Annotated in this window: 16 protein-coding genes; 10 read left to right on the forward strand and 6 right to left on the reverse strand. The window is 65.5% G+C overall.

Going from position 1 to position 14,817, the window contains the following annotated elements; genetic code table 11:
• Positions 1-62 precede the first annotated feature (62 nt).
• The 6 genes from urtE to ureC all read left to right on the forward strand — a co-directional run bounded on the left by urtE (position 63) and on the right by ureC (position 4,733).
• A complete protein-coding gene (gene urtE, locus D3879_RS21525) occupies positions 63-761 on the forward strand; it encodes an urea ABC transporter ATP-binding subunit UrtE (RefSeq protein WP_119956255.1) in 699 nt (232 codons plus the stop codon).
• 112 nt (positions 762-873) lie between these two features.
• Positions 874-1,713, forward strand: a complete 840-nt coding sequence (locus D3879_RS21530) for an urease accessory protein UreD (RefSeq protein WP_119956257.1) — start codon at positions 874-876, stop codon at positions 1,711-1,713.
• Positions 1,713-2,015, forward strand: a complete 303-nt coding sequence (gene ureA / locus D3879_RS21535) for an urease subunit gamma (RefSeq protein WP_119956258.1) — start codon at positions 1,713-1,715, stop codon at positions 2,013-2,015. Before D3879_RS21530 ends, ureA begins: the two co-directional genes overlap by 1 nt.
• Positions 2,016-2,089: 74 nt before the next feature.
• Positions 2,090-2,608, forward strand: coding sequence for a GNAT family N-acetyltransferase (locus D3879_RS21540; protein ID WP_119956259.1), 519 nt, complete (start codon positions 2,090-2,092; stop codon positions 2,606-2,608).
• Entirely contained in the window at positions 2,605-2,910 is a 306-nt protein-coding gene (locus tag D3879_RS21545; protein WP_119956261.1) for an urease subunit beta, read from the forward strand. Before D3879_RS21540 ends, D3879_RS21545 begins: the two co-directional genes overlap by 4 nt.
• A 122-nt stretch (positions 2,911-3,032) precedes the next feature.
• Positions 3,033-4,733, forward strand: a complete 1,701-nt coding sequence (gene ureC / locus D3879_RS21550; RefSeq protein ID WP_119956262.1) for an urease subunit alpha — start codon at positions 3,033-3,035, stop codon at positions 4,731-4,733.
• Positions 4,734-5,465: 732 nt separating this feature from the next.
• Here ureC and D3879_RS21555 read toward each other — a convergent pair.
• Together D3879_RS21555 and D3879_RS21560 are read right to left on the reverse strand one after the other, a co-directional pair.
• A complete protein-coding gene (locus D3879_RS21555; RefSeq protein WP_119956263.1) occupies positions 5,466-5,732 on the reverse strand; it encodes a DksA/TraR family C4-type zinc finger protein in 267 nt (88 codons plus the stop codon).
• Between the two features lie 93 nt (positions 5,733-5,825).
• Entirely contained in the window at positions 5,826-6,689 is an 864-nt protein-coding gene (locus D3879_RS21560) for an isocitrate lyase/PEP mutase family protein (RefSeq protein ID WP_119956265.1), read from the reverse strand.
• A 487-nt stretch (positions 6,690-7,176) separates the two neighbouring features.
• On the opposite strand from D3879_RS21560, the gene ureE reads away from it, so the two are divergent.
• The 4 genes from ureE (at position 7,177) to D3879_RS21580 (ending at position 9,739) form a co-directional block, all read left to right on the forward strand.
• Positions 7,177-7,677, forward strand: a complete 501-nt coding sequence (ureE, locus tag D3879_RS21565; RefSeq protein ID WP_119956266.1) for an urease accessory protein UreE — start codon at positions 7,177-7,179, stop codon at positions 7,675-7,677.
• Positions 7,674-8,348, forward strand: coding sequence for an urease accessory protein UreF (locus D3879_RS21570; RefSeq protein ID WP_119956268.1), 675 nt, complete (start codon positions 7,674-7,676; stop codon positions 8,346-8,348). The genes ureE and D3879_RS21570 overlap by 4 nt, the downstream gene beginning before the upstream one ends.
• A 173-nt stretch (positions 8,349-8,521) precedes the next feature.
• On the forward strand, positions 8,522-9,136 hold the full coding sequence (ureG, locus tag D3879_RS21575) for an urease accessory protein UreG (RefSeq protein ID WP_119956269.1): 615 nt from the start codon (positions 8,522-8,524) through the stop codon (positions 9,134-9,136).
• Between the two features lie 30 nt (positions 9,137-9,166).
• Complete coding sequence (locus tag D3879_RS21580) at positions 9,167-9,739, forward strand: HupE/UreJ family protein (RefSeq protein ID WP_119956271.1); 573 nt, start codon at positions 9,167-9,169, stop codon at positions 9,737-9,739.
• Between the two features lie 42 nt (positions 9,740-9,781).
• Here D3879_RS21580 and D3879_RS21585 read toward each other — a convergent pair whose 3' ends face one another.
• The 4 genes from D3879_RS21585 to D3879_RS21600 all read right to left on the reverse strand — a co-directional run bounded on the left by D3879_RS21585 (position 9,782) and on the right by D3879_RS21600 (position 14,795).
• Positions 9,782-10,495: an NAD(P)H-dependent oxidoreductase gene (locus D3879_RS21585; RefSeq protein WP_119956273.1), complete on the reverse strand. Its 714-nt coding sequence runs from the start codon at positions 10,493-10,495 to the stop codon at positions 9,782-9,784.
• A gap of 62 nt (positions 10,496-10,557) precedes the next feature.
• Entirely contained in the window at positions 10,558-11,976 is a 1,419-nt protein-coding gene (locus tag D3879_RS21590; protein WP_119956274.1) for an aldehyde dehydrogenase family protein, read from the reverse strand.
• The gene (locus tag D3879_RS21595; RefSeq protein WP_119956379.1) at positions 11,969-13,159 is read right to left on the reverse strand and encodes a pyridoxal phosphate-dependent aminotransferase; all 1,191 of its coding nucleotides are present in this window, start codon (positions 13,157-13,159) and stop codon (positions 11,969-11,971) included. Before D3879_RS21595 ends, D3879_RS21590 begins: the two co-directional genes overlap by 8 nt.
• A 25-nt stretch (positions 13,160-13,184) precedes the next feature.
• Positions 13,185-14,795, reverse strand: a complete 1,611-nt coding sequence (locus D3879_RS21600; protein ID WP_119956276.1) for a 5-guanidino-2-oxopentanoate decarboxylase — start codon at positions 14,793-14,795, stop codon at positions 13,185-13,187.
• Between the last annotated feature and the right edge of the window lie 22 nt (positions 14,796-14,817).

Genomic DNA, 14,817 nt, shown 5'->3' on the forward strand with positions numbered 1-14,817 from the left:
ACCGCAGCAACCACACAATACTCACGGTGGGCTGAAGCCCACCCTACGTCAGGGATGCCGACATGCTCCAAGTCGACAAGCTTCACCAGTTCTACGGCGGCAGCCACATCCTGCGTGGCCTGTCGTTCGACGCGAAAATCGGCGAAGTCACCTGCCTGCTCGGGCGCAACGGCGTGGGTAAGACCACCCTGTTGAGATGCCTGATGGGCCTGATCCCGGCCAAAGAAGGCGCTGTGACCTGGGAAGGCAAAGCCATCACCGCGTTCAAACCGCACCAGCGCGTGCACGCCGGCATCGCCTACGTACCGCAAGGCCGGGAGATTTTCGGCCGTTTGACCGTGGAGGAGAACCTGCTGATGGGGCTCTCACGCTTCCCCGGCTCGCAAGCCAAGGAGGTGCCGGCCTTTATCTACGAGCTGTTCCCGGTGCTCAAGGAGATGCAACTGCGCCGCGGTGGCGACCTCTCCGGCGGCCAGCAGCAACAGCTGGCCATCGGCCGCGCCCTGGCGAGCCAGCCGCGCCTGCTGATCCTCGACGAGCCCACCGAAGGCATCCAGCCCTCGGTGATCAAAGAGATCGGCGCGGTGATTCGCAAACTAGCGGAAAGAGGCGACATGGCGATCCTGCTGGTCGAGCAGTTCTACGACTTCGCCGCCGAGCTGGCCGACCAATACCTGGTGATGTCGCGTGGCGAGATCATCCAGCAAGGCCGCGGCGAAAGCATGGAAACCGACGGTGTGCGCGGACTGGTGGCGATTTGAGCGGCCGACTTGTAGGGTGGGTTAGGCCGCAGGCCGTAACCCACCGGATGCCCCCTGACGCCTACGGTGGGTTACGCCGCTTCGCAGCCAACCCACCCTACGAAAAAAAGCCATGAACGCACCAGCCACCACCGCCCTGTTCACCCCCAGTTGGCAAGCCGAGCTGGAACTGGGCTACGCGCGCATCGGCGATGCCACGCGTCCGGTGCAGCGCCGCCACCTGGGCCCGCTGCGGGTGCAGAAGCACCTGTACGCCGAAGGCCCCGAGGTATGCCAGCACATCATCGTGCATCCGCCGGGCGGCATCGCCGGCGGCGATCGCTTGAACATTTGCGCCAGCGTCGGCGAGCACGCCTGGGCACAGCTGACCAGCCCCGGCGCCGCCAAGTGGTACCGCGCGGCAGGTCCGGCGTACCAGCGACTCGACCTGCGTGTCGAGGCCGGCGCCACCCTGGAATGGCTGCCGCAGGAAACCATCGTCTACTCCGCCGCCCAGGCCGAACTGCATACCCGCATCGAACTGTGCGGCGACGCCCGCCTGTTTTACTGGGACATCGTCGCCCTCGGCCGCCCGGCCAGCGGCGAACGTTTCGACCAGGGTCACTTCCAGGCGCAACTGGATATCCGCCGTGACGGCCAGTTGCTCTGGCACGAACGCCAGCGCGTGATCGGCGGCGACGGCCTGCTCGACTCACCCATCGGCCTGGCCGGCCAGCCGGTGTTCGCCAGCCTGCTGGTCACTGGTGAAGTCGACGCTGAATTGCTCGAACGCTGCCGCAACTTGCCCTGCCGTGGACGCGGCGACCTCACCCAATTGCCCGGCCTGCTCGTGGCCCGCTGCTTGGCCAGCGAAGCCCTGCACGCACGCGCCTGGCTGATCGACCTCTGGCGCCTGCTGCGCCCCGCATTACTCGGACGCGAAGCCGTCCCCCCGCGAATCTGGAGTACCTGATGGATTTAACGCCTAGAGAAAAAGACAAACTGCTGATCTTCACCGCTGGACTGGTGGCCGAACGGCGCCTGGCTCGCGGCGTGAAGCTCAACTACCCGGAAGCGATGGCCTACATCTCCGCCGCCCTGCTGGAAGGCGCACGCGACGGCCAGACCGTGGCCGAGCTGATGCACTTCGGCACCACCCTGCTGAGCCGCGAACAGGTGATGGAGGGCATCCCCGAGATGATTCCGGAGATCCAGATCGAAGCCACCTTCCCAGATGGCACCAAACTGGTCACGGTGCACCAGCCCATCGCCTGAGCCGGCGAGCCAAGTAGGGCGGGTGCAACCCGCGCGTTGGAATGGCGGGTTTCACCCGCCCTACGACCCAAGGAATGACTATGCACATCCGTAACGCTACAAGCGCCGACCTGGCCGCCATCCGCGACATCTACAACGACGCCGTGCTGAACACCACGGCGATCTGGAACGACAGCCCGGTGGACCTGGCCAACCGCCAGGCCTGGTTCGACGCGCGCACCCAGCAGGGCTATCCGATCCTGGTGGTGGATAACGCCGCAGGTGACGTGGTCGGCTACTCCTCGTTCGGCGACTGGCGCCCCTTCGACGGCTTCCGCAACAGCGTCGAACACTCGGTCTACGTGCGCGCCGACCAACGCGGCAATGGCCTCGGCCCGCTGCTGATGAAGGCCCTGATCGAGCGCGCCAAACAGTGCGGCAAACACGTGATGGTCGCCGCCATCGAGAGCAGCAACGCCGCCTCCATCCGCCTGCACGAACGCCTCGGCTTCGCCATCACCGGGCAGATGCCGCAGGTGGGCTGCAAGTTCGGCCGCTGGCTCGACCTGACCTTCATGCAGCTGATCCTCAGCCCGGACAGGAGCGCACCATGATCCCCGGCGAATACCAGATTCAGGACGGCAAGATCGAACTCAACGCCGGCCGCCGCACGATCACCCTGAGCGTGGCCAACAGCGGCGACCGGCCAATCCAGGTCGGCTCGCACTACCACTTTTTCGAAACCAACGACGCCCTCGTCTTCGACCGCGCCGCTGCGCGCGGCATGCGCCTGAATATTCCGGCTGGCACCGCCGCGCGCTTCGAGCCGGGCCAGTCGCGCGAGGTCGAACTGGTCGACCTGGCTGGCCATCGCCGCGTGTTCGGCTTCGCCGGGCGGATCATGGGCGACCTTTGACGGATGGTTCCCATGCTCCGCGTGGGAACCCATGACGGGACGCTCCGCGTCCCTGCGACGCAGAGCGTCGCTGGCTGCATTCCCACGCGGAGCATGGGAACGATCAAATCCGAGGAATGACAATGAAAATCTCCCGCCAAGCCTACGCCGACATGTTCGGCCCCACCGTCGGCGACAAGGTGCGCCTGGCCGATACCGAGCTGTGGATCGAAGTAGAAAAGGACTTCACCACCTACGGCGAGGAAGTGAAATTCGGCGGCGGCAAGGTCATCCGCGACGGCATGGGTCAGGGCCAGCTATGCGCCGCCGAGGTAGTCGACACTTTGATCACCAACGCACTGATCATCGACCACTGGGGCATCGTTAAAGCCGACGTCGGTCTCAAGGACGGCCGCATCGCCGCCATCGGCAAGGCCGGCAATCCGGATATCCAGCCGGACGTGACCATCGCCGTCGGCGCCGGCACCGAAGTCATCGCCGGCGAAGGCATGATCCTCACCGCCGGCGGCATCGACACCCACATCCACTTCATCTGCCCGCAGCAGATCGAAGAGGCATTGATGAGCGGCGTCACCACCATGATCGGCGGCGGCACCGGCCCGGCCACCGGCACCAATGCCACCACCTGCACCTCCGGCCCCTGGCATCTGGCACGCATGCTCCAGGCCGCCGACGCCTTCCCGATGAACATCGGCTTCACCGGCAAGGGCAACGCCAGCCTGCCGGAGCCGCTGATCGAGCAAGTGAAAGCCGGCGCCATCGGCCTCAAGCTGCACGAAGACTGGGGCACCACGCCCGCCGCCATCGACAACTGCCTGAGCGTGGCCGACCAGTACGACGTGCAGGTGGCCATCCACACCGACACCTTGAACGAATCCGGCTTCGTCGAAACCACCCTCGCCGCCTTCAAGGGCCGCACCATCCACACCTACCACACCGAGGGCGCCGGCGGCGGCCACGCACCGGACATCATCAAGGCCTGCAGCCTGCCCAACGTGCTGCCCAGTTCGACCAACCCGACCCGGCCGTTCACCCGCAACACCATCGACGAACACCTCGACATGCTCATGGTCTGCCACCACCTTGACCCAAGCATCGCCGAGGACGTGGCCTTCGCCGAAAGCCGCATCCGCCGCGAAACCATCGCCGCCGAAGACATCCTCCACGACCTCGGCGCGTTCAGCATGATCAGCTCCGACAGCCAGGCCATGGGCCGCGTCGGCGAAGTCATCACGCGCACCTGGCAAACCGCCGACAAGATGAAAAAGCAGCGCGGTGCCTTAGCGGGCGACGGCACCAGCAACGACAACTTCCGCATCAAACGCTACATCGCCAAATACACCATCAACCCGGCCATCACCCACGGCATCAGCCATGAAGTGGGCTCCATCGAAGTGGGCAAATGGGCCGACCTGGTGCTCTGGCGCCCGGCCTTCTTCGGCGTCAAACCGACCTTGATCCTGAAAGGCGGCGCGATCGCCGCCAGCCTGATGGGCGACGCCAACGCCTCCATCCCCACCCCGCAGCCGGTGCACTACCGCCCGATGTTCGCCAGCTACGGCGGCTCACGCCACGCCACCTGCCTGACCTTCATCAGCCAAGCCGCGCTCGACGCCGGCATTCCCGAGCAATTGGGGCTGAAGAAGAAAATCGCCGTGGTCAAAGGCTGCCGCACGGTGCAAAAGTCCGACCTGATCCACAACGACTACACCCCGGATATCGAGGTCGACCCACAGACCTACCAGGTGAAAGCGGATGGGCAATTGCTCTGGTGCGAACCGGCCGATGTACTGCCGCTGGCACAGCGGTATTTCCTGTTTTGAGTTCGGACTACCCCCTCTCCCGTTTACGGAAGAGGGTTGGGGAGAGGACAAAAAGCTGATCGTTCCCACGCTCCGCGTGGGAATGCCGCCCAGGACGCTCCGCGTCCGCCCCTGCCCAGCGTTGCGCACTGGGACGCGGAGCATCCCTGGAAGGGTTCCCACGCAGAGCGTGGGAACCATCGCAACCTACCAGAGCCGCAGCTCAACCATCGCGAAGCCAGCTGATCGTTCCCACGCTCCGCGTGGGAATGCTGCCCAGGACGCTCCGCGTCCGCCCCTGCTCAGCGTTGCGCGCTGGGACGCGGAGCATCCCTGGAAGGGTTACCACGCAGAGCGTGGGAACCATCGCAACCATCGCAACCGGCGACTGATGTCGCCTTGTTGGCCATAGGCCTGCCTGCTCGGGATCAGCAAAACACTGATCGTTCCCACGCTCCGCGTGGGAATGCTGCCCAGGACGCTCCGCGTCCGCCCCTGCTCAGCGTTGCGCGCTGGGACGCGGAGCATCCCTGGAAGGGTTACCACGCAGAGCGTGGGAACCATCGCAATTCGTCGATTCATCGTTATGTGCGCGAGGGTGTGTTGACGGAGGATTGGGCCGGAGGTTGAGCGCGAGGGGTTGAGAACGAGGGCGACGCACGCGTCGCCTTGTTGGGCATCGCTACGCTCAGCGCCAACCTACCAGAGCCGCAGCCCGATATGCAGGACGCAGGCCTGCCCGCTCAGGATGGCTCAACGCAGCTGGCTATCCTTGCTGCCTCGCCTGTTATAGCCCGCGTAAGTGGCCTGGTGCTTGTCATGCTCGCTCTGGCACAGGATGCACAGCCGCACACCCTTGATCGCTTCGCGGCGGGCCAGGGGGATTGGCGCGTCGCACTCTTCGCAATGGGTCAGGCTTTCACCTGTCGGCAGCTGGCTGCGCGCCCGCTGGATGGCGTCCTCGATGCTGCTGTCGATCTGTTCCTGTACTGCCCCGTCACTTGCCCAGCCGCCGGCCATACCAACCTCCTACCAGGTCTCGGTCTCTTTCACAGATATGAGCACCTTCGTGATGTTTTACAAGCGCAGGTCGTCGGCCGAACAATCAGCGCGCTACTCCTTCACATCCATAAACTCCTCGGCCCAGACGAAGTATTCCTCGGGCTGGGTGTATTTGTGCGCCAGCTCGGAGGCGCTGAGGTCGCTGGCGACGACCTGGCGTTGTTCACGCAGGCAGTCGTAGGTGGCTTTGATCGCGGCGAAGTAGGCGGCGTGGCCGTTGACCACGATGCGCACGCCGAGGCTGGCCAGGCGGGCGTTGTCGCGCAGCTTGGGGTTGCCATAGGTGACCAGCATGAGCGGGATGCTCAGGTGTGCGGCGATCTTTTCCAGGTGCTCGAAATCCTCGATGCCGACGATGCAGATGCCATCGGCGCCGGCAGCCTGGTAGGCGACGGTGCGGCGGATCACTTCATCCGGCGCCAGCACGCCGGCATGGGTGCGGGCGATGATGGCCAGCTCCGGATCGACCCGCGCTTCCAGCGCCGCACGGATTTTGCCGACGCCCTCTTCCACCGAGATCAGATCGGTGGACTTGCGACCGAACTGGGCGGGCAGCAGGGTGTCCTCGATGGTCAGCGCGGCGATGCCGGCACGTTCCAATTCGACCACGGTACGCATCACGTTGAGGGCGTTGCCGTAGCCGTGGTCGGCGTCGGCGATCACCGGCAGGCGCGCGACGCGGCCGATACGGGTGGCCTGTTCGACGAACTCGCTGAGGGTGATGAGGGCGAAGTCCGGTGCGGCCAGCACCTGGAGGGACGCCACCGAGCCGCCGAGAATGCCGACCTCGAAGCCGAGGTCGGCGGCGATACGCGCGGACATGGGATCGAACACCGAGGCGGTGTGGTAACAGGAGTTCGAATTGAGCAAGGCGCGAAAAGCGCTGCGCAGCTCATGGTGAGAGGCTCTTTGCATAGGTGGTTCCAACTGCAGGGTAACTCTTATGAGTCGTTGCTTTACCTTAGCAAGACACATACCCGCCGCCGCAAACGGCGCAGAGTCGCCTGCGCGCCCTGTACGCTCGGCCCTGACCAAGGCAAGAGCTCCACTCAAGTGGCGAGTTCACGCCCTTGCGGCGGATGTAGGGGCGATAAACCGCCACTACCCGCAGCGCTCCGTCAGCTAGGCCGACCCCGACTGAGCGTCGTCATGGGCCAGACAGAAAATTCCATAGCGCTTGAGGGCAACTAGCGTCGCCTTGTTGGGCAGGCCGCAGGTCTGCCTGCTCGGAATCAGCAGAAGCACCAAATAGAGGCACTACATCCCCTGGCGCACCAAACAAAACCTGACCGACGTCCCAGTTTTTACCAAGCCGGCAGCCCAGACCGCTCCAGCTCTGCGCTGCGGGTGTTTGGCACCGCCCTTGCTCTGCTAGCAGCATTCAACCTGCTGGACTGCCGTCATGCTGGTCATCCAAAGCCGAATCCCGCCGCAACCGCACTGGGACGCCGAGCTGCTGCTCAGCTACGCGGCGCGCAGCAAGAGCCGCCTGCGCTGCTTCACTACCGCAGGCGAAGACGTCGGCCTGTTCCTCGAACGCGGCCAGCCGCCGTTGCAAGATGGCGAATGCCTGCAAGCGCAGGATGGCCGCATCGTGCGGGTCTGCGCGAGCCCGGAGCAGTTGCTGCATGTCACCTGCGCCAATGCCTTTGAACTGACTCGCGCCGCCTATCACCTGGGCAACCGCCACGTCGCCCTGCAACTGGGCGACGGTTGGCTGCGCCTGCCCGACGACTACGTACTCAAGGCCATGCTCGAACAGCTTGGCGCCACTGTGGAACTGATCGAGCAGCCCTACCAGCCGGAGCAGGGAGCCTACGGCGGCGGCCACCACCATTCGCATGCCGGCGCCAGCGAGTTCAGCTACGCGCCGCGCTTGCATCAGTTCGGCGTGCGCCCGTGAACCCCGCCTGGGCCCTGCTGCGCCTGGCCAGCCCGCAACTGCCGATTGGCGGCTACAGCTATTCGCAGGGCCTGGAAATAGCAGTCGAGCAGGGGCTGGTCCATGACCCGGAAAGCGCCCGGCGCTGGATCGGTGACCAGTTGTTGCTCAACCTGGCGCATTTCGAGGCGCCGCTGCTGCTGGCCCACTGCTGCGCCGCGTCTAGCGCCGACTGGGATGTTCTGCGAGACCTCGCCGAACGCCAGCGCGCCAGCCGCGAAACCCGCGAGCTACAGCAGGAAAGCCGGCAGATGGGCTATTCGCTGCAACAGCTGCTGGAGGGCTTGCCGGAATTGGATGCGGAGGCGCGCGACTGTCTCGCCAGCCTCCGCGAACCCGGCTTGGCCGTGACTTGGGCACTGGCCGCGCGGGCCTGGCGCATCGCCCCGCCAGACGCTCTGGCCGCCTGGCTCTGGGGCTGGCTGGAAAACCAGTTGGCGGTGCTGATGAAAACCCTGCCGCTCGGCCAGCAAGCCGCCCAGCGCCTGACCTCGGCATTGCTGCCGCTGCTCGAACAGGCGCAGCGCCAGGCCAGCGCCCTCGAACCCGCCCACTGGGGCAGCGCCGCCTTCGGCCTGGCCCTGGCGAGCATGGCGCATGAGCGCCAGTACAGCCGGTTGTTCAGGTCATAGGAGAGCACGCACAAGTCCCGTAGGAGCGGTAATGCCGTTCACTTAAGCATGCATCAGCGCTTTTTATCCCCTCGCCCCTCAGGGGAGACGACTGCAAGGATGCAGGAGGTAGAGCGACGCAGGATGCCAAAGCCGGCAGACACAATATTGAACATGGGAGTGAGAACAACGATATGAACAGCCAACCCCTGCGTATCGGCATCGGTGGCCCGGTCGGTTCCGGCAAGACCGCCCTGACCCTGGCCCTGTGCCTGGCCCTGCGCGAGCGTTACAACCTGGCCGTGGTGACCAACGACATCTACACCCAGGAAGACGCCCAGTTTCTGGTGCGCAACGAGGCCCTGGCGCCGGAACGGATCATTGGTGTGGAAACCGGCGGCTGCCCGCACACCGCCATTCGCGAGGATGCCTCGATCAACTTGGAGGCGGTCGACCAGCTCAATCGGCGCTTCCCCGGCCTCGACCTGATCATCGTCGAATCCGGCGGCGACAACCTCTCTGCCACCTTCAGCCCCGAGCTGTCCGACCTGACCCTCTACGTGATCGACGTCTCCGCCGGCGACAAGCTGCCGCGCAAGGGCGGCCCGGGCATCTGCAAGTCCGACCTGTTGGTGATCAACAAGATCGATCTGGCGCCGATGGTCGGCGCCTCGCTGGAAGTGATGGAGCGCGACGCGCGGAAGATGCGTGGCGACAAGCCATTCGTTTTCAGCAACCAGAAGATCGGCCAGGGTCTCGACGAGATCATCGCCTTCATCGAAAAACAGGGGCTGCTCAATGCAGCCTGAACCGCATCCTTCGCGACTCAAGGAAAGACCATGAACCTGCGCAAAGTCCTCTATAGCCTGGCCCTGTTTCTCACCCCCGCCGTGGCCTTCGCCCACACCGGACACGACACCTCCGGCATGCTCGCCGGTGTGGCTCACCCGATCACCGGCCTCGACCACCTGCTGGCGATGCTCGCCATCGGCCTCTGGGCGGCGCAGCAGAAAGGCGCAGCACGCTGGGCGCTGCCGGTCACCTTCGTCGCCAGCATGCTGGTCGGCGGCCTGCTCGGTTTCGAGGGGTTTGAAATACCCTTTATGGAAACCGGGATCGCCGCTTCGGTGCTGGCCCTCGGTCTGCTGGTCGCGGTGGCGGCGTGTCTGCCAATGGCCCTGTCCATCGGCCTGACTACCATCTTCGCCCTCACCCACGGCGTCGCCCACGGTCTGGAGCTGCCGACGCTGGCCAGCCCATGGGGCTATGTCCTGGGCTTCGTCGCCGCCACCGCCAGCTTGCATGCCGCGGGCTATGCCATGGTGCGCTTGCTGCCGCGCACGGCCGCGCCGCTGGTACGAATTGCCGGTGCAGCCTCTGCCGGTGTCGGGGTCTGGCTGCTGGCCGGTTGAGCCGGCCTACCCTGATGACTCAGGCAGGCGGGGCGCAGACTGCTATCGAGTGTTCTGGGCCAGCGGGTAGAGCCCGTCGTCAAACTGGCTCAAGCGCGGGAACTCGATGGGCTGATCCTGGCCGAGGTTTTCCAGCCGCTGTTGATAGCTCGCCAGGAACTCCTGTCGAGCCTCGGCACTGATGTAGGGCACATGCCAGGCGACGAAAGGCGGCAGAACATCCAGCCCGACATAGGCCAGAGTACCGCGCAGGATCGGCCGCAACATGTCCTCCAACGGGCCATGAATGGCGCCCTCGCCGAACATGTGTTCACGCCCACCCAACGTCACCGAGACCAGCGCTTTCTTACCGCGCAGACCGCCCTGATCGTAGAAGCGCTTGCCGCCATAGCAGATGCCGGAGACCAGCACGCGGTCGATCCAACCCTTGAGCATGGCCGGCGCCGAGAACCAGTAAATCGGGAAGTTGAGGATCAGCAGATCGGCCCAGAGCAGTTTGTCCAGCTCCTGCTGGATATCGGCCGCGAGCGTTTGGCTCTTGACGCCCAACCGTTGCTCCAGGGCGTAGACCAGGTACTCCGGATTCTCGCGGGCGGAGAAGTCGTCGGCACTGGCCACCGGGTTCCAGTCCATCGCGTACAGGTCGGAAACCTGCACCTGATGCCCTTGGGCTTGCAGCGTTTCGACAGCCTGATCGCGCAGAGCGGCGGTAAAGGACCTGGGCTCGGGGTGGGCATGCACGAGTAAAACGTTCATATCGGCTCCTTGGAATTCAATACGCGTGTTGGTGTAGGTCGCGCGGGCTGAGGCGGCGGCGCTCAGAGTTGGATGGCCTTCACTTCGACAAACTCGGCCAACCCCTCTTCGCCCCACTCGCGGCCGTTACCCGACTGCTTGTAGCCGCCGAAGGGTGCCAGATAATTGAAAGCCCCGCCGTTGATGAAGCACTGCCCGGCGCGCAATTGCCGCGCCAGCTTCAGCGCGCGTCCAGAGGTGGCGGCCCATACGGCGCTGGACAGGCCGAACGGCGAGTCGTTGGCCAACTGCACGGCCTGGGCCTCATCCGCGTAGGGAATCAGGCACAGCACGGGACCGAAGATTTCCTCCTGGGCGATGCGCATGCGGTTGTCGACGTCGGCGAACAGCGTCGGCTTCAGGTAGTACCCGCGCTCGAATTCGGCTGGCGCTTCGGCGCCACCGCAGAGCAGGCGCGCGCCCTCCTGTTGGCCGAGCTGGATGTACTCGCGCACCGTGCGCCGCTGCGCGGCCGAACACATCGGGCCGAGGAAGCTTTGCGGATCGAGCGGGTCACCCAGGCGCAGGCTCTGGCACTCCGCTCGCGCCAGTTCCAACGCCTCGGCATAGCGGCTGGCCGGCAGCAACATGCGGGTCAAGGCGGTGCAGGTCTGCCCGGAGTTGATCATCACGTCCTGCACGCCGTAGCGCACCGCGGCGGCCAGGTCGGCATCCTCGCCGATCAGCAACGGCGACTTGCCACCCAGCTCCAGGCAAACGCGCTTGACCGACGGTGCCGCGGCCTGGGCCACGCGCACACCCGCGCCCGTGGAGCCGGTGAAGGAAACCATATCCACGTCCGGGTGCTTGGCCAGCGCTTCGCCGACCTTCGAGCCCGGCCCGCTGACCAGATTGAACACCCCCGCCGGCAGGCCGATGGCCTCGATCATTTCCGCCAGCAGGAAGGCATGCAGCGGTGTTTCCTGGCTCGGTTTGACCACCACCGTGCAACCGGCGGCGAGTGCCGGCGCGAGCTTGCCGATCAATTGATGCAGCGGGTAATTCCACGGGTTGATAAAGGCACACACACCGACCGGCTCACGCAGCACCAGCGAGTTGCCGACCTCGCGCACTTCATCCATCAGCGCGGCGATTTCGACGTAGTGCTCCAGCCCAGCGATCGGTCCCTCCACCTGCACCGACCGGCACCATTGCACCGGCATGCCCAGCTCGGCAGTGATCACCGCAGCCATCTCGTCGGCCCGCGCGTTCAGCTGTTCGGCCAGTGCGCGGATATAGCCCGCGCGCACGCTGGACGGTGTGCGCGCCCACGACGCAAATGCCTGACGCGCGGCAGCCACTGCGCGCTCGACATCCCGCTCATCGCCCAACGGCACCTGGCCGATGACCGCTTCCGTGGCCGGATCGATCACCTCGGCCAGCCCCTGGCCGGAGGGCGCCTGCCAGGCGCCATCAATAAACAGGGCTGTGTGCTTACGCATAAACCTGCTCCTTCATCAGCTCGGCGGCGCAGCGGGCAATGCGCCGGCAGGCGTCCTGCAGCGGCGCACTACCAAGCACCAACCCCAAGCGGATATGCCCGGCGGCACTGGGGCCGAAAGCTTCGCCGGCCAGCACCGAGACACCGTGGCGATCCAGCAGGCGGTCGGCGAAGGCTTGCGCGCTAAGCCCGGTGTCACGGATATCGACCATCACGAACATCCCGCCGTCGGGCTTCAGCGCGCGCAGGCCGGGACAGTCGGCGAGGCATGCGCAGACCAGGTCGCGGCGCTGCCGATAGGCTTCGCGCATCGCCTCCAGTTCCGGCAATTGCGCTTCCAGCGCCACACAGGCGGCGTCTTGGATGAAGTCCGGTGAGCCATAGAGCATGCACAACGCCAGGTTGCCGAGATGCTCGGCCAGCGCCGCTGGCGCCACCACCCAGCCGACCCGCCAACCGGTCATGGCGTGGGATTTCGACAGACTGTTGAGGGTCGCGGTGCGTTCGGCCATACCCGGCAGACTCGCCGGGCTGATGTGCTCGCCCTCGAACAACAGCTCGCTGTAGACCTCGTCGGAAATCAGCCACAGGTCATGGGCGATGCACAGTTCCGCCAGCGCTTGCCAGGTCGCGCGCGGCAGGCTGGCGCCGGACGGGTTGTGCGGGCTGTTCAAAGCCAGGGCGCGGGTGCGCGGGGTGATGCGCGCGGCGACATCCTCGGGCTGCACGCGGAAGCCGTTTTCCGAGCGCACCGGCACCGGAATCACCGTAGCTCCGCAAGCGCCGAACACTGCCTCGTAGGTCACGTACATCGGCTCGGCGACTATCACTTCATCGCCGGGGTTGAGCACGCATTGCGCCACGCTGAACAGCGCGCACTGGGCGCCGGCGAGGACCACAATCTGCTCGGCGTCGACCTGCTGGCCGCTGCGCTGGCGATGCCGCTTTGCGATGCTCTCGCGCAAGGAGCGCTTGCCGCGCACCTCGGCATAATGGGTATTGCCGGACAGCAAGCTGTCGATGGCGGCCTGGACAATCGGCACCGGAGTATCGAAATCCGGGTCGCCGACCGACAGCAAGAGCACGTCCTCACCTTGCTCCAGGCGTGCCAGGGCGCGGTAGTGAATATCCCAGGCGGCAGCACCGTCACCGGCGATACGTTGAGTCAGCGCGGAAAAACGCATGGTTTGATCCTCGAAGGGGTTGGCCTTAGCAGGCGCAGGCATGTTTGAGCTCGATCAGAGTCACGCCGGGATGGCTGAAGCCCGCACGCAGATCGTCTTGCAGTTCATCGAGGTTTTGCGGCTGCTTCACCGTGCAGCCGAATGCACGACCGAGCCCGGCGAAATCCGGGTTGCGCGGCAGCACGCCGATGGGTTCGATATCCAGCCCGAGCATGTCGTCGCGAATCTGCCCCAGCGCATCGTTGTTCCACAGCAGCACCACTAGCGGGCTATCCAACTCCTCCACGGCAGTTGCCAGTTCCTGCGCGGTGTAGAGAAAACCGCCATCGCCGACCAGCACCAGACCGGGCCGCTCGGGCGCGCCGAACTTGGCGCCGATGCCGGCCGGCAGGCCGTAGCCGAGGGTGCCGTAGCCGGTCGGGTGCAACCAACTGCGTGGCGCCCGGCTGGCGAAGGCGTAATTACCGGTGTAGGCCAACTGGGTCATGTCGCTGCTGATGCAAGCGTTGTCCGGCAGCACTGCCGCAACCCGGTCGAGGATCGCCTGATGGATCGCCTGCAACGGCCCATGCCCAGTCTTGACCGCCGTGCGCAACGCGCTTACCGCTTGCGTGGCGGCACTCGCATCGCGCTGCTGCTCCGGCAAGCGCGCCAGCAAGGCGGCGAGGGTTTCCCGCGCATCGCCGTGCAGGGCGACTGCGCAGGGGTAGAAGTCGTTGAACTTGCGCGGGTCGATATCGACGCGAATCACTTCGCCGGAGAGCGGCAGGCGCTCGCGCCAGAAGTCGGTATCGGCCATTTCGGTGCCGACCGCGAGCACCACATCAGCCTGCGCGATCAGGTTCCAACCCGGCTCGACGCAGAGCGTCGAACCGACATTCAATGGCGCTTCCGGCGGCAATAAGCCCTTACCGGCGACGCTGGTGAAGAGCGGCGCGGCCAGTCGCGTGCTCAGCGCTTGCAGCGCCTCGCCAGCATGCAGGGCACCGCCACCGGCGATGATCATCGGCCGCCGCGCTGCCTGCAGTTTCGCCACGGCTTGCATCAAGGCATCGGCCGACGGCACGCCACGGCCGGGGCGGCGCACTACTTCATTGCTCCAGTCACGCGCGACCGGCGCGGCGAGCACGTCCAGCGGCACCGAGATATGCACCGGACGCGGCCGCTCGCTATCGAACACGGCGTAGGCGCGAGCGATCAGTTCCGGCAGGTCCTCCGCACTCAAGGCCACCGCCGAGAACGCGGTGATCGGCGCGGTCATCGCGCGTTGATCCTGGGTTTCGTGCAGGCAGCCCCAACCTTTGCCGAGGCTGGCGGTGTGGTTGACGCTGGAGATCACCAGCAGCGGAATCGAATCCGCGTAGGCCTGGCCAATCGCCGTGGCGGCGTTGGTGACGCCGGGGCCGGTGATGATGAAGCACACGCCCGGCTTGCCGCTGACCCGCGCATAGCCGTCGGCCATGAAGCCGGCGCCCTGTTCGTGACGGGTCAGCACATGACGGATGCCGCTGCCGGGCAAACCACGGTAAAGCTCCAGGGTGTGCACACCGGGAATGCCGAACACGGTGTCGACGCCATAGTTGGCCAGCAGGCGCACCAGCGCCTGGCCTCCGGTCAAAGTTTTCACTGCTTGCATGGGGTGTCTCCTCGAAAGCTTT

The sequence above is a fragment of the Pseudomonas cavernicola genome (genome assembly GCF_003596405.1).
GTDB lineage: Bacteria > Pseudomonadota > Gammaproteobacteria > Pseudomonadales > Pseudomonadaceae > Aquipseudomonas > Aquipseudomonas cavernicola.

What these genes read in the sequence shown, in the direction of transcription:
- urtE (WP_119956255.1), top strand. Translation starts at nt 63, where the DNA reads ATGCTCCAAGTCGACAAGCTTCACCAGTTCTACGGCGGCAGCCACATC.
- D3879_RS21530 (WP_119956257.1), top strand. Translation starts at nt 874, where the DNA reads ATGAACGCACCAGCCACCACCGCCCTGTTCACCCCCAGTTGGCAAGCC.
- ureA (WP_119956258.1), top strand. Translation starts at nt 1,713, where the DNA reads ATGGATTTAACGCCTAGAGAAAAAGACAAACTGCTGATCTTCACCGCT.
- D3879_RS21540 (WP_119956259.1), top strand. Translation starts at nt 2,090, where the DNA reads ATGACTATGCACATCCGTAACGCTACAAGCGCCGACCTGGCCGCCATC.
- D3879_RS21545 (WP_119956261.1), top strand. Translation starts at nt 2,605, where the DNA reads ATGATCCCCGGCGAATACCAGATTCAGGACGGCAAGATCGAACTCAAC.
- ureC (WP_119956262.1), top strand. Translation starts at nt 3,033, where the DNA reads ATGAAAATCTCCCGCCAAGCCTACGCCGACATGTTCGGCCCCACCGTC.
- D3879_RS21555 (WP_119956263.1), bottom strand. Translation starts at nt 5,732, where the DNA reads ATGGCCGGCGGCTGGGCAAGTGACGGGGCAGTACAGGAACAGATCGAC.
- D3879_RS21560 (WP_119956265.1), bottom strand. Translation starts at nt 6,689, where the DNA reads ATGCAAAGAGCCTCTCACCATGAGCTGCGCAGCGCTTTTCGCGCCTTG.
- ureE (WP_119956266.1), top strand. Translation starts at nt 7,177, where the DNA reads ATGCTGGTCATCCAAAGCCGAATCCCGCCGCAACCGCACTGGGACGCC.
- ureG (WP_119956269.1), top strand. Translation starts at nt 8,522, where the DNA reads ATGAACAGCCAACCCCTGCGTATCGGCATCGGTGGCCCGGTCGGTTCC.
- D3879_RS21580 (WP_119956271.1), top strand. Translation starts at nt 9,167, where the DNA reads ATGAACCTGCGCAAAGTCCTCTATAGCCTGGCCCTGTTTCTCACCCCC.
- D3879_RS21585 (WP_119956273.1), bottom strand. Translation starts at nt 10,495, where the DNA reads ATGAACGTTTTACTCGTGCATGCCCACCCCGAGCCCAGGTCCTTTACC.
- D3879_RS21590 (WP_119956274.1), bottom strand. Translation starts at nt 11,976, where the DNA reads ATGCGTAAGCACACAGCCCTGTTTATTGATGGCGCCTGGCAGGCGCCC.
- D3879_RS21595 (WP_119956379.1), bottom strand. Translation starts at nt 13,159, where the DNA reads ATGCGTTTTTCCGCGCTGACTCAACGTATCGCCGGTGACGGTGCTGCC.
- D3879_RS21600 (WP_119956276.1), bottom strand. Translation starts at nt 14,795, where the DNA reads ATGCAAGCAGTGAAAACTTTGACCGGAGGCCAGGCGCTGGTGCGCCTG.